22 protein-coding genes and 1 CRISPR repeat array are annotated in these 22,509 nt (G+C 40.2%); of the genes, 11 read left to right on the top strand and 11 right to left on the bottom strand.

From position 1 onward, the window contains the following. Positions 1-62: 62 nt before the first annotated feature. The gene (gene psbN / locus AC5JL8_RS04040; protein WP_495878494.1) at positions 63-194 is read right to left on the bottom strand and encodes a photosystem II reaction center protein PsbN; all 132 of its coding nucleotides are present in this window, start codon (positions 192-194) and stop codon (positions 63-65) included. Between the two features lie 85 nt (positions 195-279). Between psbN and psbH the strand changes: the two genes are divergently transcribed. The 3 genes from psbH to pth all read left to right on the top strand — a co-directional run bounded on the left by psbH (position 280) and on the right by pth (position 1,605). Then, positions 280-483 (top strand): photosystem II reaction center phosphoprotein PsbH, encoded by a 204-nt coding sequence (gene psbH / locus AC5JL8_RS04035; protein WP_086686560.1) that lies wholly within the window; start codon positions 280-282, stop codon positions 481-483. A gap of 174 nt (positions 484-657) precedes the next feature. Next, entirely contained in the window at positions 658-930 is a 273-nt protein-coding gene (locus AC5JL8_RS04030; RefSeq protein WP_495878493.1) for a TatA/E family twin arginine-targeting protein translocase, read from the top strand. A 33-nt stretch (positions 931-963) separates the two neighbouring features. Beyond that, positions 964-1,605 (top strand): aminoacyl-tRNA hydrolase, encoded by a 642-nt coding sequence (gene pth, locus AC5JL8_RS04025; RefSeq protein WP_495878492.1) that lies wholly within the window; start codon positions 964-966, stop codon positions 1,603-1,605. A gap of 294 nt (positions 1,606-1,899) precedes the next feature. Here the strand turns inward: pth and rpsU (AC5JL8_RS04020) are convergent, their stop codons facing one another. Together rpsU (AC5JL8_RS04020) and rsmI are read right to left on the bottom strand one after the other, a co-directional pair. Beyond that, positions 1,900-2,079, bottom strand: coding sequence for a 30S ribosomal protein S21 (rpsU, locus tag AC5JL8_RS04020; protein ID WP_008226419.1), 180 nt, complete (start codon positions 2,077-2,079; stop codon positions 1,900-1,902). Positions 2,080-2,929: 850 nt separating this feature from the next. Continuing rightward, a complete protein-coding gene (gene rsmI, locus AC5JL8_RS04015; RefSeq protein WP_495878491.1) occupies positions 2,930-3,787 on the bottom strand; it encodes a 16S rRNA (cytidine(1402)-2'-O)-methyltransferase in 858 nt (285 codons plus the stop codon). Between the two features lie 81 nt (positions 3,788-3,868). On the opposite strand from rsmI, the gene AC5JL8_RS04010 reads away from it, so the two are divergent. The 5 genes from AC5JL8_RS04010 (at position 3,869) to AC5JL8_RS03990 (ending at position 7,606) form a co-directional block, all read left to right on the top strand. Continuing rightward, positions 3,869-4,753: a sugar kinase gene (locus tag AC5JL8_RS04010; RefSeq protein WP_495878490.1), complete on the top strand. Its 885-nt coding sequence runs from the start codon at positions 3,869-3,871 to the stop codon at positions 4,751-4,753. 33 nt (positions 4,754-4,786) lie between these two features. Next, positions 4,787-5,650: a 3'(2'),5'-bisphosphate nucleotidase CysQ family protein gene (locus AC5JL8_RS04005; protein WP_495878489.1), complete on the top strand. Its 864-nt coding sequence runs from the start codon at positions 4,787-4,789 to the stop codon at positions 5,648-5,650. A 334-nt stretch (positions 5,651-5,984) separates the two neighbouring features. Beyond that, positions 5,985-6,296, top strand: a complete 312-nt coding sequence (gene rbp / locus AC5JL8_RS04000; RefSeq protein WP_495878488.1) for an RNA-binding regulator — start codon at positions 5,985-5,987, stop codon at positions 6,294-6,296. 112 nt (positions 6,297-6,408) lie between these two features. After that, positions 6,409-6,603 carry a 30S ribosomal protein S21 gene (gene rpsU, locus AC5JL8_RS03995; RefSeq protein WP_495878487.1) on the top strand — a complete coding sequence of 65 codons (195 nt, stop codon included), beginning with the start codon at positions 6,409-6,411 and terminating at the stop codon, positions 6,601-6,603. Positions 6,604-6,874: 271 nt separating this feature from the next. Further along, positions 6,875-7,606, top strand: coding sequence for a hypothetical protein (locus AC5JL8_RS03990; protein ID WP_495878486.1), 732 nt, complete (start codon positions 6,875-6,877; stop codon positions 7,604-7,606). A 188-nt stretch (positions 7,607-7,794) separates the two neighbouring features. Here AC5JL8_RS03990 and AC5JL8_RS03985 read toward each other — a convergent pair whose 3' ends face one another. From AC5JL8_RS03985 to AC5JL8_RS03975, 3 genes are all read right to left on the bottom strand, one after another. Then, positions 7,795-8,682 carry a hypothetical protein gene (locus AC5JL8_RS03985; RefSeq protein ID WP_495878485.1) on the bottom strand — a complete coding sequence of 296 codons (888 nt, stop codon included), beginning with the start codon at positions 8,680-8,682 and terminating at the stop codon, positions 7,795-7,797. A 45-nt stretch (positions 8,683-8,727) separates the two neighbouring features. Further along, a complete protein-coding gene (locus AC5JL8_RS03980) occupies positions 8,728-9,237 on the bottom strand; it encodes a hypothetical protein (RefSeq protein WP_495878484.1) in 510 nt (169 codons plus the stop codon). 172 nt (positions 9,238-9,409) lie between these two features. Then, positions 9,410-10,063, bottom strand: coding sequence for a class I SAM-dependent methyltransferase (locus tag AC5JL8_RS03975; protein ID WP_495878483.1), 654 nt, complete (start codon positions 10,061-10,063; stop codon positions 9,410-9,412). A gap of 149 nt (positions 10,064-10,212) precedes the next feature. Between AC5JL8_RS03975 and AC5JL8_RS03970 the strand changes: the two genes are divergently transcribed. The 3 genes from AC5JL8_RS03970 to AC5JL8_RS03960 all read left to right on the top strand — a co-directional run bounded on the left by AC5JL8_RS03970 (position 10,213) and on the right by AC5JL8_RS03960 (position 14,202). Further along, positions 10,213-11,895, top strand: coding sequence for an ArnT family glycosyltransferase (locus AC5JL8_RS03970; RefSeq protein ID WP_495878482.1), 1,683 nt, complete (start codon positions 10,213-10,215; stop codon positions 11,893-11,895). 79 nt (positions 11,896-11,974) lie between these two features. Beyond that, entirely contained in the window at positions 11,975-12,442 is a 468-nt protein-coding gene (locus AC5JL8_RS03965) for a MarR family winged helix-turn-helix transcriptional regulator (RefSeq protein ID WP_495878481.1), read from the top strand. A gap of 485 nt (positions 12,443-12,927) precedes the next feature. Further along, complete coding sequence (locus AC5JL8_RS03960; protein WP_495878480.1) at positions 12,928-14,202, top strand: MFS transporter; 1,275 nt, start codon at positions 12,928-12,930, stop codon at positions 14,200-14,202. Positions 14,203-14,678: 476 nt separating this feature from the next. Here the strand turns inward: AC5JL8_RS03960 and AC5JL8_RS03955 are convergent, their stop codons facing one another. The 5 genes from AC5JL8_RS03955 to cas4 all read right to left on the bottom strand — a co-directional run bounded on the left by AC5JL8_RS03955 (position 14,679) and on the right by cas4 (position 22,501). After that, on the bottom strand, positions 14,679-15,386 hold the full coding sequence (locus tag AC5JL8_RS03955) for a tetratricopeptide repeat protein (RefSeq protein WP_495878479.1): 708 nt from the start codon (positions 15,384-15,386) through the stop codon (positions 14,679-14,681). A gap of 306 nt (positions 15,387-15,692) precedes the next feature. Then, positions 15,693-17,663 (bottom strand): acetate--CoA ligase, encoded by a 1,971-nt coding sequence (gene acs / locus AC5JL8_RS03950; protein WP_495878478.1) that lies wholly within the window; start codon positions 17,661-17,663, stop codon positions 15,693-15,695. Positions 17,664-17,982: 319 nt separating this feature from the next. After that, positions 17,983-20,345: a CRISPR direct-repeat array (repeat unit 37 nt; unit sequence GTTTCAATCCCTAATAGGGAGTAAGTGAAATTTCAAC). A gap of 212 nt (positions 20,346-20,557) precedes the next feature. Then, positions 20,558-20,845: a CRISPR-associated endonuclease Cas2 gene (gene cas2 / locus AC5JL8_RS03945; RefSeq protein ID WP_495878477.1), complete on the bottom strand. Its 288-nt coding sequence runs from the start codon at positions 20,843-20,845 to the stop codon at positions 20,558-20,560. Between the two features lie 23 nt (positions 20,846-20,868). After that, a complete protein-coding gene (gene cas1d / locus AC5JL8_RS03940; RefSeq protein ID WP_495878476.1) occupies positions 20,869-21,873 on the bottom strand; it encodes a type I-D CRISPR-associated endonuclease Cas1d in 1,005 nt (334 codons plus the stop codon). 34 nt (positions 21,874-21,907) lie between these two features. Then, positions 21,908-22,501 carry a CRISPR-associated protein Cas4 gene (cas4, locus tag AC5JL8_RS03935; protein WP_495878475.1) on the bottom strand — a complete coding sequence of 198 codons (594 nt, stop codon included), beginning with the start codon at positions 22,499-22,501 and terminating at the stop codon, positions 21,908-21,910. Positions 22,502-22,509: the final 8 nt, after the last annotated feature.

Genomic DNA, 22,509 nt, shown 5'->3' with positions numbered 1-22,509 from the left:
TAGGAATTTTGACTATTGTACAGGCGCGGGCGATCGCGTCTGTACCCTTGAGCGTAAACTGTTTAGTCTTCGTGATCCTCAAATGGATCTGCTAATTCCTTGCTAGGAGGCCCAAAAGATATATAGATGCCCCACCCGGTGATGGCTATAACAGCGGCGGCGACAGAAATGCTAAGAACTATTGCGGGTTCCATAACTTAGGGATAGATTATGAGTGCTATTCTTATAGAATATTACAGAAGATTAAAAAAAGCTTTGGCAAGTAATCTTAGGTGAACTATGGCACAAAGGACTAGGTTGGGAGATATACTGAGACCCTTGAACTCGGAGTATGGGAAAGTCGCTCCGGGTTGGGGTACAACTCCGGTGATGGCTGTTTTTATGCTGTTATTCTTCGTATTTCTGCTGATTATTTTACAAGTCTATAACAAGACCATCCTGATTCAGGATGTATTTGTTGATTGGCGCAGTATAGGCCGTTAACTTATACAAGGTTGTTAAGCCTGTAGAATCAGCGAAGCTACACCCGGCTCGTCCGGGTTTTTTTGTGGATTTGATACTGAAAAAACTAATCGAAAACAAGTAAACATATTATAGATAGGGAGATTGTATACTCTCATTTGTCTGCTTCACCTGTAAATTTATAGGAGAATTCACGTGAATGTATTTGGTATTGGGCTACCAGAAATGGCTGTAATTTTGGTAGTGGCGCTATTAGTATTTGGCCCTAAAAAACTGCCAGAGGTTGGTCGTAGTCTTGGTAAAGCAATTCGCAGTTTTCAAGAAGCTTCTAATGAATTTCAAGGTGAGTTTAAGCGGGAAGCTGAACAAATCGAACAAGCTGTGAAGACTACCGCCGAACTTGAACCCAAGCAAATCGAACCAGCGCAATCAAGCCATGACACTGCTGGTTCTTCCCAAACAAGCTAAGTAAGTGCTGCATATCGATTGACTATCAGCAAAATGACAGATGCTGTTACAAAACCAGCTTTGGTAATTCCTCAGCTAATTGTCGGGTTGGGGAATCCAGAGCCTAAGTATGACCAAACGCGCCACAATATCGGCTTTGCTGCTGTTGATGCTATCTCTCGTTCTTGGCAAATTCCCCTAGCAGAAAATCGTAAGTTTCAAGGGGAGTTCGGCGAAGGCATCGCGCCTGTTGGCGGTAAAATCCGCTTGCTGAAGCCATTAACTTATATGAATCGGTCAGGGCAAGCAATACAAGCGGTAACTAGTTGGTATAAATTACCGCCAGAGTCGGTGTTAGTAATTTATGATGATATGGATTTGCCTTTGGGAAAGACTCGCCTACGCTTGTCTGGTTCCGCTGGAGGACATAATGGTATGAAAAGCGCGATCGCACATTTAAGTACTCAAAACTTCCCACGTTTGCGAATCGGCATTGGCAAACCGAAAGGCGCAGGTAATATTGATGATTCGGGTGCTGTCTCCCATGTACTGGGGCGCTTTTCTGCTACCGAAACTCAAATGATGTCTCTTGTACTTCAGTTTGTGGTTGAGTGCATAGAATTCAGCCTGAAACAGGGAGTAGAAAAAGCGATGAACCGTTGTAATAGTCGTACTATTGATACTTCTGAGTCTTAAGTATAAATAAGTCTAGTGCTGAGTCCTAAGCCCTGAGTCCTAAGCAATACCACATAGCGAAACAGGGAAATTAAAAAAGAATACAACTTTTATTTTGGTTGATGGGTAGCGATTGTCGCTGACTCCATCCAACCATACTCAGACACTTAAAATGCCCTATATATGGGCAAAATAATTAACTCACACCCCAATCAGGGGTGCGATGCATTTTGGTTAATTTTTGTAAGAAGGATGGCAACGTTTTGTTACTCGTTTAAGAACCTGTTTTCAAGTAGCACTACTACCAAAATAGGTTTATTTAAAACGTCGCTTGCGTCTAGCTGCCACTGCCTTACGTTTACGCTTTTCCAATGGTGTTTCAAAATGCCGATGATACTTGACGTCAGCTAAAATACCAGCTTTGGAAACCTGGCGTTTAAACCGACGTAGAGCTGAATCTATTCCTTCGTTTTCTCCTAAAACCACTTGGGTCATTCTTGCCGTGTCCTCATTATCGATCAGTTTCCATTGTAATAGCAGCCCCAGACTTAGCAAAACTCCCCTAGTCTAGAACAAGTAAAAAAGCAATTCATACGGTTGAGGCAGATTATATATGCTTCATAGCGGTGAATTTTACTTTTAAGTGAAAATTAATTTTAGTGCTGTAACGCGCTCTCAGTGGGAGTTCAGAAGATGGGGCGATAATAACACCAAAATTTTTCCGATTATACTACATGATAGTAAGTTATGTAACTTCGGCTTTTGATAACTATTGATAAAAATCTATTCTTTATACTTTTTTTGAAAGTTGATTCTACCCTCGTGCAATAATTTATATCGAGTAAATAATGCTGTCAAAACAACAAATAACTTCCACAAGCTAGTTGGTCTGAAAATTACTCCACCACTCAGAAAAACTAGCACTATACCAGTAGTTAATAAAATCTATCTGAGTTTACTATTTTCTCGACGGAAAAACACTAATATAAATAATCCTGCCATAATTGCTAAAACAGATGCAGTGGCAGGTAAACTACGCTATGAAATTGTATAGTAACCACCTACAAATATAATGTTTTGGTCAAAAAAGTGAATGCCTAGAAAAACTAGAATCAAGCCTATTAATTTAATTAACAACCTACTAATATTTTTTACTTCTTTAGTGGCTGAAACTTATTTCTATAAAATTAGACTTTAGTTATTAAATATCTGTAAAATAGTAAGTTAACTTTATTTAATTATTGGGTTTTTCTCAGTGAATTTACTGAGAAAAAACCTTGAATATTTGTGTTAAGGTTCCCTAACGAAACTAAGCGATCGCCATTGGCAGAAAAGCAACGTATTCTTACTCAGGAGTAAGGTCAAGAGAAAGAGCTAGTTGATAGATTTGACGACGGGGAAGTGAAGTAAATTTTGCTAACTGACGGCTAGCTTGCGACCGCGAGATTCCCTGACGGATTAATTGTTGTAGTTCAGCTTTAAGTTCTGCTTCTGTCAGTTGAGGTTGACTGGGTGGGGTTCCCGCCACCACTAAAGTATATTCGCCTTGGGGTTCACGCTGGGTATAGTGGGCGATCGCGGCAGCTATTGTCCCCCGCCAAAATTCCTCATAAAATTTTGTTAGCTCTCGTGCGAGTACAATTTGGCGATCGCTTCCTAGAGTTTCTCCTAAGTCTTGTAAAGTGTCACGCAACCGATGGGGCGACTCGTAGAAAATTATAGTGCGGGATTCTGTTTGCAGAGATTCTAAATGTTCTCGTCGTTGTTGTCCTTTTGCTGAGAGAAAGCCTTCAAAGACAAATTGATTAGTTGGTAATCCAGATGCACTCAAAGCTGTAATTGCGGCACTAGCACCAGGAATTGGAACTACTTGTATCCCCGCCTCTGTACAGGCTTTCACGAGTTCGTATCCCGGATCGGAAATTCCTGGCATTCCAGCATCACTTACCAGGGCAATTGCTTTGCCATTACCTAGATGCTCTAATAATTCGGGAATGCGGCTGTTACGATTGTGTTCGTGGTAACTCACCTGGGGTGTTTTAATTTGAAAATGTTGTAGCAGTTTCCCCGTGTGGCGTGTGTCTTCCGCAGCAATTAAATCCACAGTTTGCAAGATTCGTACTGCCCGAAAGGTGATATCTTCCAGATTGCCAATTGGTGTGCCGACAACGTAAAGTGTTCCTGGTTTTGGATCAGTCTGCATGAAGCAATTTAAAATTGTCTAACTTAATTGTGGCAATTGTCTTGACTGGTTACCTGTATACCAATAAATCCACAATAGCTTATGGTGGTAAATCCTCAATCCCAGTCTGCTTTATTTGTAGGTTTAGTAACCTTGGATTTGATTTACTTAGCTGAGTCTGCCCCGCAAAATAATCAGAAGATTGTAGCAAGTGATTATACTGTGGCAGCAGGTGGCCCAGCTACAAATGCTGCTGTCACCTTCAGTCATTTAGGGAATCAAGCTACTGTATTGGGTGTGGTAGGTTCTCACCCGATAACGCAGCTAATTCGCCAAGATTTGGCAACTTACAAAGTAGCGATCGCAGATCTTGAACCTAGCACTAACGCAGCAGTACCTGTCTCTTCGATCATTGTTACCCAATCTACAGGTGAACGAGCAGTAGTTTCCATTAATGCTGTCAAAATTCAAGCGAGTAGTTCATCTATTCCCTCAGAGATTTTGCATAATGTTGATATAGTGCTGATTGATGGGCATCAGATGGCAGTTGGCATAGCGATCGCGCAAATCGCTAAAGCTAAGAATATCCCAATTGCGATCGATGGTGGCAGTTGGAAAACCGGATTTGAGCAACTCTTACCGTTTGTTGATTACGCTATTTGTTCTGCTAATTTTTATCCCCCCAACTGTCATACACCAGCAGAAGTGTTTGCCTATCTTAGTTCTTTTGAGATTGCTCACATTGCCATTACCCACGGAGAACAGCCAATTGAATACTTAAGTTGCGGTAATTATGGCGTTGTAGATGTGCCGCGTATTCAAGCAGTTGATACACTGGGGGCTGGAGATATTTTCCACGGTGCCTTCTGCCATTATATTTTACAAAACAGTTTTACCGACGCGCTGGCATTAGCAGCTTGTGTCGCCGCTAATGCTTGTCAATTTTTTGGTACTCGCCGTTGGATGGATTCACCCAAACAATGCTGATTAGTTAAATTTAACTTAGACAAGGCTGAATTAATGAAAGACTTACAAGAAATATTAGCGATCGCTCGTCAGGTGGGATGGGGAGCAGCAGATATACTAAGGTCTTATTATCACGGGACTGCCAAAAGCTCTAACCTTGAAGTGCAGTATAAACAAAATGAGCCTGTCACGGTTGCAGATATAGCTGTCAGCCAATACATTTTGGATAGTCTACAAGCAGCTTTGGGCGACAAAGAATTTGCCTATATCAGCGAAGAAACCTATAAATCGCAACAGAGTAAAGATAATGCTCAGTTCGTATGGATCATTGATCCTTTAGATGGCACACGCGGCTTTATCGATCAAACTGGGGACTACGCAGTTCACATTGCTCTAGTTAAAGAGACACGCCCAATACTGGCAGTAGTAGCAGTACCGGAAGCAGAAAAGTTATATTATGCTATACAAGGCGGAGGTACATTTGTAGAAACAAGTAATGGCTCTGCTCCCTTACAACTGTTGTTTGGACTAGGCACAAAACGCCTTGAGGATTTAACTCTAGTAGTTAGTCGTTCTCACCGCAATCAAAGGTTAAATTACCTTCTGCAAAATTTACCCTGTCGTCATCAAAAAGCTATTGGTAGTGTGGGTTGCAAAGTTGCAGCTATTGTTGAGCAACAGGCAGATATCTATATTTCTTTATCTGGCAAGTCTGCCCCTAAAGACTGGGATATAGCAGCGCCAGAATTAATTTTGACAGAAGCTGGTGGCCACTTTACTCACTTTGATGGCACTCTATTGCAGTACAACACCGATGATATTAATCAGTGGGGTGGTTTGCTAGCTAGTAATGGTCAATACCACGAGGTACTATGTAAGGAAGCAGAGAGGATTTTAGCACAGTTGCCTAATGCATAAAGTTTGGGAAATTAATTGCATGAATATCTCCTTGATGTCAGGTACTCAAATTTCGTTTCATAAGTAATTAAAATAGTTGTTAGCAAATAATGTTGAAAAATGCAATCAAAGTGCGATAATGTAGTACACACAAGAATAACTTCGTAAATAGCAGCTTTCGCTGGGTATCCCACGATAGATGTCTTTTAAATCCAACTCCGTAGGAGTTTATTTTCAGATGCTGTGTTATAATCGTGGATATAAAGATTATTTTCGGTTGAGTTAGTCGTTTTGGTTTCTAAAAAGCGTCTCTCCGAATTTAACTCTCTACACTCTCTGAATTCGGAGACAGAATATGTCAATTTACGTTGGAAATTTGTCCTATCAGGTTACAGAAGAAGACCTGAAGAGGGCCTTTGCTGAGTATGGAACAGTTAATCGCGTTCAACTACCAACCGACCGTGAGACAGGTCGTCCACGAGGTTTTGCATTTGTAGAAATGGAAACAGATGCTCAAGAAGCAGCTGCTATTGAAGCACTAGATGGTGCAGAGTGGATGGGACGTGATTTGAAAGTTAACAAAGCTAAACCTCGTGAGGAAAGAAGTTCTTCCCCTCGTGGTAACTGGGGCAACAATGCCCGTAACAACAATCGCCGTAGTTATTAAGGCTTTCATTAAAAACAACTTAAAATCTAGAGTCTCCAGCAGATCAGGGCAAAGGCTCATCTCTGCTGGAATATTTTATTTTGTCTATTCATCCACATGAGGAGGAATCAGAATGACACAAGTAGTATTGGGGGAGAATGAAGGGATTGAATCAGCTCTGCGAAGATTTAAGCGGGAAGTTTCTAAAGCAGGAATTTTCCAAGATATGCGTAAGAAGCGTCACTTTGAGACGCCTTTAGAAAAAGAAAAGCGCAAAGCAATTGCTAGGCACAAGCAAAGTCGTAGACAACGTTCTCGCTACAAATAACAAATCCTAAAACATTGAATCTTCGTCTTAATTGCTCTGCCTTACTACAATTTTTGGTCGCAAATAACTCAGCAGACCCCCATGAATAATGATTTTAGTAGTAGCACTGTTGTAGCTTTCAGTGCTACTAAAAATGTAAATATCTAATATTACTCAGTATAAAAGTTTCTTTGAAGGAACTTCAAGAGATGTAGATGTATCTTCTTGTGTATCCATCAAGTGTCACAGATAATATCATTCTGCAATTTCTGGTTCTAAGTTTTCAGGAAAAATGTTGCGTCTCTACCATCTAATCATCGGTTCTGCGTTAGTAGCATTAGTTCCACTGGGAATAAAATATAGTCTTCCCCACTTGTCTGAACCCAAAACCGTGCAGACAACTCCAGTGGTACAAGCCTCAAAAAGCCCCAACTCTACAGAGGTAAATATCTGGAAAAAGATTCTGGGTAAGACAACTGCCCCAAGTGGTTGGCAAGTTGCTCCCTGTGAGGGGAATGCGCCTCTACTATGTGTTTTTACCAAAGGAAAACTCTTAGGTACAGTTGAGATTGGGATTTATCCATTAGAAAAAAATCCCGATTTTCAAAAGAAGCTTTTAGCAGCTGGTATTCCACCCAATACAAAAGTCGATTACCAAAATCCTAAGTATCAAACCCAATTATTGACGGCACTTAGGTCTTGGGTGACAGATTACTATAATATCTTCTCGAAGGATCGTCAGGCTAGCTATGGCAACCAGATTGTTTTCTCAGCCCATCCTCCGCAACCAGTAACCATTGGTAAACTGCAAGGAATGCGCTATGGGTTTACAGGAATCAACCAACAAAATGGAGTGCAGGAGCAGCATATCGGCCATGTTGCCTTTGATGGGAGCGCACTTTACGTAATTTCCTCTGCCTTTGACCCAGCCTCAGAAACGGGGAAATTTGATAAATTGGAAGACTGGACAATTTTTCAACCTTACTTATATGCGATCGCGGCGGATCTGCATTTGCCCAAATAGAAATGACTATGTTATAGGTGTGTGATTAGACTTTCTATATCGCACTCAAATATAACTAGCTTATTAGCAGATTCTGGATAGAAAGTATGTTTTAATTCGTTGACGCTTCCGTTACATTTTTGATAATTGGAATGAGTAATGGTTAATTGCAAACATTAACCATTACTCATTACCAATTACTTATAACTTTAAATCTCAGCAACAGCTCGTTCAATTAAACGACGTGCCAGAGTTTGTGTACCTGTGTGTTCATAGTAATTAGTTGCCACATCTAAGAACGCCGCCAGATAGTCTAATTTGCTATCAGAAATTTCAACAAAATTTTGCAAGTGCCCGGTAACTTTCTGTGGTGTGAGATTATTAGAGGCAACAAGACCGTTCATCCAACCTTTAACCGAATCAAAGCTTTCGCCGATAAAGTTAAGTTTACTGCCTGCATTATTGCCGGGAATAACATCTTGGATGTTTTGGAAAGTCGAGTTTTGTTCTAACTCCTGTGGATTTGTCTGACTAATTCCAGATATCGCTTTGCTAATGAAGTCAGGCCCCAAGGGTATCAAGCCATCAACGCAAACTAACGCCACCATCCGAATCAGCGACTCACCACTATACTCACCTAAAGAGCCAACGAAATCACCAATGCTGTCTCCTGGAATGCCATTAATTTGACAGAAGGCCACCAACTCAGCAACTAATTTCAAAGATAAGTCAATGGTTTGGGCTTTGTCAGGTTTGGGAGTAACAGTGTTTAAAAAACCTAATAAAGGAATTTTTTCACCTACTTTGTTAGCTAAAGCTGCTGCACCAAGAGCTTTATCTGTACCATCAACGGTTTGATAGAGCCACATAGCTCGTTGATATCCTTGGGATCTATCGTTATAAAGATAAATTGCTCGTTCGCCAATTTGCTGAATTAGCTCCTCATCAGTTTCGCCAGTTACTGTTTTAATAGTGTTGACAAAACCTACAGTATTTTGCCATTGTCCAGGAGCGACAAAATCGAGCGCATTCAACAGCGAAATAGTCAAGCCACTAGTTGGTAGTTGATCCACTAACTCAAAAATCGGTTTGCTCAAATTAATCTCCTTAAGCTGTTGTAATTTTTATCTCGGTAGTGCAGTTTATTTGAGTTTAGCCAAACCATTAAGATTAAATTTTTCGATCCAAGCTTCGCGCTCTTTAGTGGTAAAAGCTGGGTCTTTAGAAATCACTTTCACTTGATACTTACCCACTAAAATCGAAGTTTGAGTATTACCAACTGCTACTGCGGGATAACCACCAACTTTTTTAGTGCTTTTGGAGAATTTTGCCGCAGCATTGGGAATACTCGTAGTGTCAGAAATAGCAAGTTGCGCGACAACTTTATTACCTTTTTTCAGGTTGGCTTCGGAAAAGCCTTTTTTCTCTTGAGTATAGACGCGCTGATAGCCATCTCCGCCAGCCGGGAAAAATTGGTTCAATTTGCTACCCTGAGTTGCTTCTTTGGCAACTGCTTGACCACTTTTTTGGCGGGTGCTTTCTTGCTGTGCTTGATCAAAACGATTGGGTTCTTTTGTAGAACAGGCTGTAGTCAGTAACAATACTGACAGTAAAACAGCAGCTAAAATCCTACGCTTACGGGGGAAAGTCATGTTTAGCTTCTCCTAATGTTTAAGCTTTGAGGCAATTATCAGCGCTTGTGTAATTTTTAGCCACAAACTTTACGTTTTGATAATATTGCTAAATTGTAATTGCTGAGTGATGAGTGAATAGAATCATGAATCTTTGTTCAGCATTCGGTACTCGTTACTCAGCAGGTTTAATTTAGGACTCTTGATTGCGGTAAGCTAAAACTGCATAAAATGGATCTCCCCCAGGCGCTCCCAACCACTGAAGAAAATTGGGGATGTTTGACTTATGGGCAATGACCTCTGGAGTAGTAAATCCTGGTACTGAGGCAAAATAGCTCTTGACTAATTCCACCCTAGTTTCTTCGGAAGCATCCCGCCAAGCTTGAATCGCTTTTTGAAAAAACATCCGGTTAGAAAAACTGATAATAGCGACACCACCGGGTTTGAGGATGCGGTAAATTTCGCTAAAGACTGCTTCTGGATACTGTACGTACTGTACAGAAACGCAGTTGAGAACGGCATCAAAATTTTGATCCTGCAAGGGTAACTGCGGATTATCATTGATATTTTGCACAAAGTAATGATTTAATCGGGAATTACGGGCTAATTCTTCAGCATTGAGTCCGTGTCCCTCAACATAGGAAAACTGCATTTCTGCTGGCAGATGAGACACCCAACTGCTCATCATGTCAAAGATGCGTGTGTTCGGTTTGAGTCGCTGACGATACAAATCTGTTAGCTGTTGAATAAAGCCTTCATCGACATGAGTGACGAAGCGCGGATCAGTGTAAAACAGCTTGTCATTTGTGTCATCTAACTTCAGGCGTTGATTCGGTCGAAGTATCATAGTTATTTCTTTTGGAGGAGATATTGACAAAAATGTGTCAGTTTTAGTTACTATTTGGATCTAGTATTTCGGATGTTGTCTTACATATTTTAAAAACAATATGGTAAAAAAATTAAGTTAACCCAACAACATTCAATTCGTACTAATTAATGTTGTACAAATTACGATTATTTCAAGCTGTGTGGCGGCAAATTCGCTTATTTTCGCAATTTGATTATTTCAGTCTGTTACTTTGGATACTGCCTTTATTGTTATGCAATTCAGGGCAGAATAGCTTAATGGCGCACGATGAAGGATATTATGCTTGGCGATCGCGCCTGATATTTGATACTGGTGACTGGATAGCTCCCTGGGGCGATGCACATCATAAAACTCCTGGCCCCTATTGGTTAATTGCTAGTTCCTACAAATTGTTTGGTATTAGTGAAATTAGTGCCCGATTTCCTAGTATGGTTGCTGGGATTTTTTGCCTGTTCATTATATATGAACTAGGCAAAATAATTTTGGGTAAAAGAGTGGCGTGGTTAGCATCTCTTATTTTGAGTTTGGAATTTCTCTGGTTGCAATCTAGTCGTTTAGCCGCACCAGATATTCCTATGATTATGTTGGTGCTTTTAGCTATTTTATCTTTACTAAAAGCTGAACTCTATCCTAAACATCGCTATTTTTTGGTTTTTATTGCTGGGTTGAGTTTCGGTTTAGGCTTCTTATTAAGAAGCTTTATGATTTTTTTGCCAATGATAGCTTTATTACCTTATTTAATTTGGGAACATCGCCGTCATCGTCATCTTACCAACCCAATGTTTTATTTAGGGTTGTTAGTAGGTTTAATTCCCTCCTTGGTTTGGCTTTGGTTAAACTGGTTGCGTTATGGTTATGAAAGTTTGGCACAGCTATTAGGATTTGTAATTGAGCTAGGTTCCGAAGACCGCAACTATAATGGAATCCTATTCTATATTTGGAATATTCCGTTAAAATCGTTCCCTTGGTTCTTCTTCGGGCTTTTAGGGTTAGCTTTGCTCTTATATCGCCCAATTGCTCGCTATCAAATGATATTAGTTGGTTTTCCGGTTGTACTGTTTGCTGAACTGAGTCTTTTTTCTACTCGTCTTTCTCACTATGCTCTTTGTCTTTATCCCTTTATAGCAATGCTTGCTGCTGTGGGTTTAGGCTGGTTGGGTACAATGTATGAGCAAGGATTTATATATCAAACTAACTCTTCTCAATCTTCTCTTCCAAGATTGGAAAGCAATATATTATTCTCATTTTTAAGGAAGGCTAGAGAAAATCTTCCTAGAAACTTTAGTTATGCCTTTGGTGTACTTGGTATTGTACTTTTGCTAGTAAGCATATTTGCTTTTAATTCAGATGATGGCTATATTCGCCAGCGTGCAATTCTGTGCTTGATTTTAGGATTGGGTTGGTTAATTGTGCCTTTGGTGTGGATTGGTCGTTACCACTTTGGTAAAAAGTTTCTCACAAATAATTACTGGGTGGCGAGTTATTTAATTCCTGCTTGGCTGACTTTGGCTATGGCTGGTAGTCTTGGTGTGTTAAGTGATTATAATCCTGCTTTTAGAGTTTTTTTCCAACAGCCTGCGATCGCCTCTATTCTTCAAACGCATCCAGTCTACTTTCTACAACCAGAAGACAAAAACTCTATACTGCTCAATTTCTACACTCCTATTCACGGTAAACAGGTAAATACAATTGCCCATCTACCACCTTTAAGTTATGCTTGGATCTCTGCACAACAGAAGGCTAATTTATCTCAGCCTTACCGTGTTATCGCTACACTGCAACAGTACCAGTTGATACAAGTCCTTTCCTAAATCAAGATGGATACTAGCTGTTGTCAAGAGAACGCAGTTTAGTTATAATAATATTACGTACACTAAATAATTATCTTAAATGGTTTCTACATTTAATCATTTTGAAGTACTAGAGTCGTGGCAGCAAGTTTTAGCACCATACAGTGTGGGCTACAGAATCAAATTGCTATCACAACTGCTAACTCGTAAGTTTACTGAAAAGTTAGAGCCGTTTGGATTAACGCCCTTTCACTGGTTAGTTTTGTGTTGTTTGTGGCAAGAAGATGGTTTACCAACTTCCAGTATTGGCGATAAACTCAAACAGGTAGGAGGGACATTAACTGGTGTCCTCGATCGCATGGAAGAACGTGGTTTGGTACGTCGAGAACGGGATGCTCACGATCGCCGCATCTGGCGGATTTGGCTAACCGATGCCGGCAAGGAACTAGAAACAATCTTGCCTCCACTAGCGGTAGAATTGCGTGAAGAAGCTATGTCTGGTATTTCTCAGGCTGAACGAGAATTATTTTCTGAATTATTAAGTCGGGCGATCGCTAATTTGTCTTGACATTGGGCATTGATGACGAGCGTTGTGGGATTTTCTGGTTAATACCTGTCTTGAGAAAAGGTCATAATCATCCAATTGGGTGAAGTAATGTTAAGCTTTGTTTCATCATAATATTACGTATGCTAAATATTCATTTGTTATTCAATATTAGGCATTTTAAATAAAAGACTGTTAATTAAATTATCAAATAAGTGAGTTGACAATTATGGGCATTAATACTTTCAACGGATACAAAAGCCAATACCTCTGTTTTAAGGGTCGTGTTGATAGTATTTCGCCAGCTTCCGGCGCTCAATTTGCTTTATTGCTAGCGGATAACCCCACGGGTAACTTCACCAAAATCGTACAACGCATTTCAATAAAAGTAATTAATTTTTAACCAAAAGAGTATTCAAGGATACGACTTGTGGATTACACCTGGGATGTCTGCGGAAGTTAGTGTAGAGGTTAAGTAAATCGGGTGCCAGTAACAGTTAATATGACCAATGAATAAAAGAAAGTGGCTGCTTCTACCTGCATTAAGATCAAAAAACTATCGCTTATTTTTTGCCGGACAAGGTATTTCCCTGATTGGGAGTTGGATGACACAACTGGCGACGATTTGGTTGGTTTATGACTTAACTAACTCCGCATTTATGCTAGGACTTGTCGGATTTACCAGTCAAATTCCTAGCTTTTTTCTTGCTCCCTTTGGGGGAGTATTTGTGGATCGTTTTTCTCGGTATCGTACCTTAATTGGTACGCAAATCTTGGCGATGATTCAGTCATTAGCATTGGCGGCGCTAGCACTGACTGGTATAATTCAGGTGTGGCACATCATTGCTTTGAGCTTGTTTCAGGGATTTATTAATGCTCTAGATGCGCCAGCAAGACAAGCATTTGTGCCAGAACTAGTAGAACATAAAGACGATTTAGCCAATGCGATCGCCATTAACTCAACCATGATCAATGGTGCGCGATTAATTGGCCCCGCGATCGGAGGTTTACTAATTGCCAGTGTTGGTGCTGCTTACTGTTTTTTAATTGACGGTTTGAGCTACATTGCTGTCATCGCCGCATTATTGGCGATGAAAATTAAACCTTGGAAAGTTACAGTTAGCCGTGGAAATCCTCTGCAACAAGTTCAAGAAGGATTCGTTTATGCTTTTAGCTTTCCACCAATTAGAGCCATCTTATTGCTATCAACTTTAGTTAGCCTGATGGGGTTGCAAAACACTATTCTTGTACCAATTTTTGCCGAAGAGATTCTCAAAGGTGGTGCAGAATCGTTAGGCTTTTTGATGGCCGCTTCAGGGCTGGGAGCATTATCGGGAGGTATTTATTTAGCTACGCGACGAACAATAGTAGGTATTGGCAGAATAATTGCTATAGCTCCAGCAATTTTAGGAGTTGGTTTGATTGCTTTTTCTTTTTCTCGATACTTACCGTTGTCTTTATTCTTAATGTTATTTGTTGGCTTAGGAACAATTCTCCAAATTGCTTCCAGCAATACATTTTTACAAACGATTGTTGACGAAGATAAACGGGGAAGATTGATGAGCTTGTATACAATGTCATTTTTAGGAATGATACCTGTGGGTAATTTATTAGGTGGTTTTTTAGCCAGTCATATTGGCGCTCCTAATACATTAATTATTGATGGCATAGCTTGTATCATAGGGTCTATTATTTTTGGTAGACAATTGCCTGCATTAAGAAAACTAGTTATGCCAGTATATGAGCAAAAAGGCATTTTAAAAGGCGTAGAATCCTCAAGATGAATCTATACCTTTGCGATTCGTTTAGGTGAAAACTTCGTAAGGTGGCGCTGTTGCTCATTAAAATGGTTGTGTTGGTTAAAATGTTTGATAAATAAGTTGTTCAGGAGAAAGATTACGCAGCTTCTCTACAATTCTCTCCCGCTTTTGTCGCTCAACTTCGGTGCGTTCCTACATCTGAGTCTGGTAATTGGGTATGCTCAGGTAGAGTTAATGCCGATAGGGAAGTTATAGGCTTTAACCAGTGATTTGTCTGACTTTTATTTTAATATTTACGCCAAAATACAAAGATGCTCAATAACTGACATCTGGTAAAAATTATGGTTTATTATTTGGAACCACAGATAAACACCGATAAATACCGATAAATTCTATATGTTTATCTGCGGTAGAGTCTTTTCGTTTTGGGCGATCGCTAGCAACTTTTGACAAAAAAGAATGATTTTAAATATTACTAGCTAACCGCAGTATCGTAGTTTTTATGAAACACCAGGATTATCGGAATTTTTGATCTTTTGCAAAATCTGTTCAACTTGGTAAGCTTTTTCGCCTCTATTTTGCTCTTTAAAGATATTTAAAGCTTTGTTTAAAGAAACTAGCGCTTCTTCCCGTTTATTTGTTTGCCACAGTGCTAGTGCTAAATTAGTCAATGCATCGGCATAATTAGGATTAATTTCTAGAGCTTTACGATATTCGCTCATAGCGTCATCCCAACGGCTTTGACTGGCGTAAACAATCCCCATAGCATTATAAGCTAGAGCATATTTCGACTTTAAGCGGATTGCTTCTTTGTAAGCACTAATTGCGTCTTCCGATCTGTTTTGACGAAAAAGCACATTTCCTAGTTGAAAATGTCCAAAGGCATCTTCTGGAAATCTTTTGATAAATTTACGTAAACTTTCCTCTGCACCTTTAAAATCTCCTTGACTGTATAAAGAATTGGCTTGTTGAATAAACTGCGATCGCTCTTGTTGAACTGAGTCTTCAAACTGTGCTAGTTTTTGCTCTCTGCTGTTAAAGCTTTCTTGTCGGGTGAATTTGTCAGCAGACTGTCTAGGGGTATGTAATGAACCCTGTGCAGTCACTGCTAAAACTGATGGTGATATAAAAATTGAAGTTATGATACTCAGTGTTATGTAGCTAAGAGGTTGAACAAATACTGATTTATATTGGTTGTTCAGCTTCATCGCCCTTAATCCCTCAAGAGTGTTCTGATCCCTATGATAAATTGAGGTGCGTTGGCAAATTCACAAACGCACCTCAATTAGTATTGACCTGTGATGGTGTGTCAAATGTTCCTTCGGATAGTCAAGATTCAAAAACAAGGGTGTAGGGGTATAAGGAGATAGAGTGTAGGAGGAATGGCAATTCAAATCTTCCCCTCATAGCCTTATACTCTTTCTTTCCTACATCCTTAAACCCTTGCACCTGCTCCAAAGGTGCTTGCTCAAAAGCCAAGTATTACGACTTTGGACTGTTGACTTTTGAATTGTTTACGTACTTTCCCGCAACTTATCCAATACACTGCGATCTTCTAAAGTTGAGGTATCACCAGATACTTCTTGCCCCGCAGCTAGATTTCGCAGCAATCGCCGCATAATTTTACCCGATCGCGTCTTTGGCAAAGCGTCTGTAAAGCGAATTTCACCGGGACGAGCGATCGCGCCAATTTCCTTAACAACGTGCTGCTTGAGTTCTTTACTCAAATCTTCACTGGCCTGAAAAGTACCTTCTAAAGTTACAAACGCAACTACTTCCTCACCTTTGAGTTCATCTGGTTTACCTACTACCGCAGCTTCTGCAACCGCAGGATGAGACACCAAGGCTGATTCTACTTCCATTGTACCAAGGCGGTGTCCAGATACATTCAGTACATCATCTACGCGACCCATTACCCAGAAATAGCCGTCTTCATCTCTTCTGGCTCCATCACCGGCAAAATAAGTATAGTTGCCATCTTTTGGGGGTATGTGTTCCCAGTAGGTACGACGGAAGCGTTCGGGATCGCCGTAAACTGTCCGCATCATTCCTGGCCAAGGGTGGCGTACCGCTAGATAACCGCCTTCGTTTTCGGGTACAGTATTCCCTTCCAAATCTACGATATCTGCGAGGATTCCAGGGAAGGGAAGAGTTGCTGAACCGGGTTTGGTAGGAATTGCCCCTGGTAGTGGCGTAATCATGATACCGCCAGTTTCTGTTTGCCACCAAGTATCAACAATTGGGCAGCGTTCACCGCCAATTACTTTGTGATACCACATCCACGCTTCCGGGTTAATTGGTTCGCCTACGGTTCCCAGCAAACGCAACGAAGACAAGTTTCGTGCATTGGGATGTTTATCACCCATCTTAATAAATGCGCGAATTGCCGTAGGTGCAGTATAAAAAATGTTGACACCGTATTTTTCAATTACATCCCAGAAACAGCCAGGATTAGAAGCACGAGGCGCACCTTCGTACATCAGCGTTGTTGCACCGTTGGAAAGTGGGCCGTAAACAATGTAGCTGTGACCTGTAATCCAACCGACATCAGCAGTACACCAATATACATCTGTATCTTGTAAATCGAAGACCCATTTGGTGGTCATGTGGGTGTATAAGTTATACCCAGCAGTGGTATGCACAACACCCTTTGGTTTGCCAGTGCTGCCAGAAGTGTAGAGGATAAACAGCAAATCCTCACTATCTATTGATTCCGCAGGACAATCGGCTGACACACCTTTTTGTAAATCATGCCACCAGTGGTCACGTTCTGGTTCCATGTGAGTTGTTTGCCCTGTGCGTTGCACCACCAATACATTTTTAACGTTGGGGACAGCGCCATTGGCTAAGGCTTTGTCTACTTGTTCCTTGAGAGGGACGATCGCATCTTTACGCCAACCACCATCAGCAGTAATTACCAATTTTGCTTCCGCATCAATTAGGCGATCGCGCAAAGCTTCCGCACTAAAACCACCAAACACCACACTGTGGGGTGCGCCAATTCTTGCACAGGCTAACATTGCGATCGCCGCTTCGGGAATCATCGGCATATAAATACCGACGCGATCGCCCTTTTGTATTCCCAGTTGTTTTAGTGCATTGGCAAACTGACAAACTTCCCGATGCAGTTGGGCATAAGTGAGGGTACGCGAATCTCCTGGTTCACCTTCCCAAATTAGTGCCGCTTTATTTTTGCGCCAAGTAGTGAGGTGTCTGTCAAGACAGTTGTAAGAAATATTAATCTTACCGCCGACAAACCATTTTGCAAAAGGTGGTTGCCAGTCTAGCACCGTGTCCCATTTTTGGAACCAGTGCAACTCAGTTTCGGCTAATTCCGCCCAGAATTTTTGTGGATCAGCTTTGGCTTTGTCGTAGAGACGTTGATAATCTTCGAGACTTTTAATTTGGGCGTTTTGAGAGAATTCTGTAGGGGGATGAAACAGGCGCTTCTCTTGCAAGATTGATTCTATAGTTGGTTGGGACATAGTTATAGCTGCAATTCGTATTCTTACTGAACACTATTTTGAGCAGAGATTCGCTAGCTTGTGTTTTGATTTTCGTTAAGCTGGGCAGAAATTGCAAGGTAAGCCTGTTTACACCCAATCACAGCAAGCAATGAAGAGCGAAATATTTAGGGACTTCCAAGGAATAAACTACTCAACAAAAATCATAAGCCGACATTTAAACAATAATAATAATCATTATGAAGGGGGAAGGGGGCCGACGGTAACCGCCCCTTCCCCTTTTAAGTATTCATAAAAAAATCTGCACTCTGTAACTAATTACAGGTGTTGGGTGTAATGGGTTTCAATCCCTAATAGGGAGTAAGTGAAATTTCAGTGCTTGGCCACAGTGGGGGGCAATTCAAAAAAGCTGTTTCAATCCCTAATAGGGAGTAAGTGAAATTTCAACGATTGGGAATTATGACTGAGTTGTGACGTTATAAAGTTTCAATCCCTAATAGGGAGTAAGTGAAATTTCAACGAAAGTTTTTACTGATGCTTTGGCTGAAATATTCAATGTTTCAATCCCTAATAGGGAGTAAGTGAAATTTCAACCCTAATATTGTTGATCCAATTAAGGATAGTGTCCGTTTCAATCCCTAATAGGGAGTAAGTGAAATTTCAACTTTTTTGGTAGAAGCGCTACAGTGAGTAGGCATTCTATAGTTTCAATCCCTAATAGGGAGTAAGTGAAATTTCAACTTGGGCAACTTCTGCCATTTATAATTGCCGTAGTGTTTCAATCCCTAATAGGGAGTAAGTGAAATTTCAACTTCAGGTAAAAGCACTACAGCCATACTTGCAGCAAGTTTCAATCCCTAATAGGGAGTAAGTGAAATTTCAACTATTCAGCAGCATCTATATAAATAATCCTTCCAGTTTCAATCCCTAATAGGGAGTAAGTGAAATTTCAACTTTTAGGAGTTTAATATGAGATTAAAAAAACTACTGTTTCAATCCCTAATAGGGAGTAAGTGAAATTTCAACGATGGCTAATACCTATCAGAAGCCTTTGGTGTGTGTTTCAATCCCTAATAGGGAGTAAGTGAAATTTCAACAATTTGCCAAAGCCTGATTGCTGATGGAAAAATTAGTTTCAATCCCTAATAGGGAGTAAGTGAAATTTCAACATGCAGCCCCTAACGAGTGGCCCGGTTTGGAAGTGATTGGTTTCAATCCCTAATAGGGAGTAAGTGAAATTTCAACCGTAAAAGTATTTGGATTGTACTGAGAGTAAGGCAGTTTCAATCCCTAATAGGGAGTAAGTGAAATTTCAACGATCGGCGATCACTTCCGATCACTTCCCGATCAGTGTTTCAATCCCTAATAGGGAGTAAGTGAAATTTCAACAGCAGTTACTAGTTCCTCCGAGTGTTTAAGGCTGGTATCAAGTTTCAATCCCTAATAGGGAGTAAGTGAAATTTCAACCCGGGCGTAACTTGGTAATATCCTGAGGTACTACCTTATCAGTTTCAATCCCTAATAGGGAGTAAGTGAAATTTCAACCTTCAGCAGAGGATACGGTATTGAAGTTATCCTTCAGTTTCAATCCCTAATAGGGAGTAAGTGAAATTTCAACTTGGTTCATAATCAGATGTTCTAAAAGGGATTGAAACGTTTCAATCCCTAATAGGGAGTAAGTGAAATTTCAACTCCTTATATACGTTTGTTTCCTTACAATGGTTACTAGTTTCAATCCCTAATAGGGAGTAAGTGAAATTTCAACCACTTCTTACGGCTGTTTTCAGGTTTTTTCAAAATTCGTTTCAATCCCTAATAGGGAGTAAGTGAAATTTCAACCTAAAACACCATTGTAGATGGATTGCGTTAGGCAGTTTCAATCCCTAATAGGGAGTAAGTGAAATTTCAACACGGCTCCTCGCACGGTTCTCCCAAGTCACAACACTATTGTGTTTCAATCCCTAATAGGGAGTAAGTGAAATTTCAACCCCAGCAAGATTTGCGACCATATCTTCCTCTAGTTTCAATCCCTAATAGGGAGTAAGTGAAATTTCAACAGGTAGCTTTTGCCATTTAGGAGAATTGCCACAAGTTTCAATCCCTAATAGGGAGTAAGTGAAATTTCAACGTTGAGTATCATACGGTCAAATTCTGCCAATGTCTGCGGTGTGTTTCAATCCCTAATAGGGAGTAAGTGAAATTTCAACCTCTGACTAGTGCCAACTGCGATCGCACAGAGTTGTTTCAATCCCTAATAGGGAGTAAGTGAAATTTCAACCGTGATTGCTTATTCCCTGGAACAGCTACAAGTGTTTCAATCCCTAATAGGGAGTAAGTGAAATTTCAACCCTTTATCTGTAGGAGGTTGTAACTCCCAGCTAAGGTTTCAATCCCTAATAGGGAGTAAGTGAAATTTCAACGTGATATGGAAGAGTTTAACGCCACTGTTCCCGTTTCAATCCCTAATAGGGAGTAAGTGAAATTTCAACAGCTATATCTTATATAAGATATATTTTTACTCTGTTTCAATCCCTAATAGGGAGTAAGTGAAATTTCAACAATAAAAACTATTAACGGGCTTGCCAATGCGATTAAAGTTTCAATCCCTAATAGGGAGTAAGTGAAATTTCAACTTCAAGATGAGCGAATTTGAAAATAGCGCTAGTGTTTCAATCCCTAATAGGGAGTAAGTGAAATTTCAACGGCAGTAGGTTGAAAGTTAACCTGTATTTGGTTTTCAAGGTTCTAAAGCGCAGATGGGGTAATAATAGCACAAGTGGTATGAGTTGAAACAGATGAAAATAGCTGAAACCCTTTCCAGATAAGGAGCGCGGGTAATAGATTGAAGAAAATTTACTATAAACCTTATGCTGAAAAGGATTGAGCCATTTTTTTCTAACCTGTTTGACTAACACCTACCCATCCGCGTATTCAGCAAAGAAAATAGTATCATCGCGTAGTGGTTCACCACCGATACGTTCAACTTTACCAAAACAACAAGCACACATAGGATAAAAGTGGATAGTATCAGCGTCAGATTTAATCAACTTGTTTAAGCGAGAGCGCAATTTAGCATATTGAGTATCCGTAAGCTGACACTCAAACACGCTATATTGCATCCACTGACCATAAGATTTGAGAATATTGTGGATTTTGGTACGGCGTTTATCTTCGCTGATGTCGTAGGATATAACTAAATTCATTACTACTTTTGACCTCCAACATTTTATTTCAAAATCAGCGGGGGATATTTGTCTATCTCAGCCATTAAATATTTACCTAGTAACCGAGCTTGTAACTCAAACGCTTCTTGGTAAGTGCATTTGCGTCCTAGTACTGGATGCTTAAATTCAGATTGTTTTTTTTGTGCATATATTTTTAAAAATGTTTTTCGCCCTTCTGAGGTAAGTGAAACGGCTCCACTGAGGGGTTCGGTAAGAAAGTCTGCTGTTGTTAATGATTGTTTATTGATTGCCGACAATACTACTGCATCTACTATTAAAGGGCGAAATTCTTCCATTAAATCCAATGCTAAAGAAGGTCTACCATATCGCTCGCAGTGTAAATATCCTAAATATGGATCAAAACCAGCAATGTTAACTGCGCCTTGAATGTCATGTCGCAATAATGAATAGCCAAAGCTGAGTAAAGAATTAACTCTATCAGTTGGTGGACGACGAACACGCTTACTAAAAGTAAATTCTTTAGCTAGAATAAGTTGATTAAAGCAGCCAAAGTAAGCAGCGCTACCAGCACCTTCTAAGCCGCGAAGTGAACTAATATTTTGAGTAGTATCTATTGGTGCAAGTGCTTGTTCTAAGCAAGTTATGTTTGCAGATAAGTCTAAATCTGAACATTCACGTTGACGACGGAGCAAGAAATTACGATAGTTTTTTAACTTTCCCCGAATAAAACCTTGCACCACATGAATTGCTTGGGCTGACTCACCTACTGCTTGCCATTGAGCTTTACGCACGAAAATATTTTTAGTTACTTCTGGTTGTAAAGTCCCTAAGTAACGACCGTTCTCTGTCAGAAAGCTTAAAGGTATGTGCCGCTCTAGCAATTCAGAAATAGCAGCAGGTGAAATAGTTGCACGTCCTAATATTACAACACCATCTACTTTAATTAGTGGAACATCTAAAATTGTCTTTTTATCAAATTTGACATGAAGACGCTCATCAACTTTGCCAACAAAAGCATCTTCTTGAGTAACATATACTGTTCCCATAGTTACATCCACAACTATTTAATGTGCTTAAAAACTATTTGGCTTCTTGATAGCGTTCTACTTTTTCTGTAGCTTGAGGTAAACAGTGTGAATATAAACTGCACCCGTCACACCGTTTTGTTTTGATAGCTTTGGGCATTGCACCCGTAAATATTAGTGTTTGAACTGCTTCAATGGTAGCGATCGCACTTTGACGTAATTCCTCAGAAATATCTACACGCTGGCGTTGGTGTGAATGTGCATAGTAGATATAACCAGTATTGATTACTTGACCTGTCATTTCTTCTAAACACAATGCTTGAGCGCAGACTTGCAGTTCATCATTGTCCCATTCAGCTTTACGTCCTCGCTTGTACTCTACTGGATACCACTGACCATTCTCTGATTCAATTAAATCAGATTTACCTATGAGCTTGTATGTATCGGATTTCAACCAAATCGCCCTGATTTGCCAAGTCTCATCGCGGTTTCCGTCTCCAGTTGTATGAACGCGATCGTGTAAAGTTGTACCTTCAATTGTGTATTGGTTATCAATAAATTCTCCTGCACAAAACATTCGCCAGCAGCGATGTTGACAGTAAGCATATTGATTTAAAGCAGCAATCGGAATGTAATCAGTCTCATTCATAATTGAGT

Source organism: Mojavia sp. (genome assembly GCF_059505145.1).
Note: the sequence above shows the minus strand (reverse complement) of the source record. Positions and strands in the feature narration are given on the sequence as shown.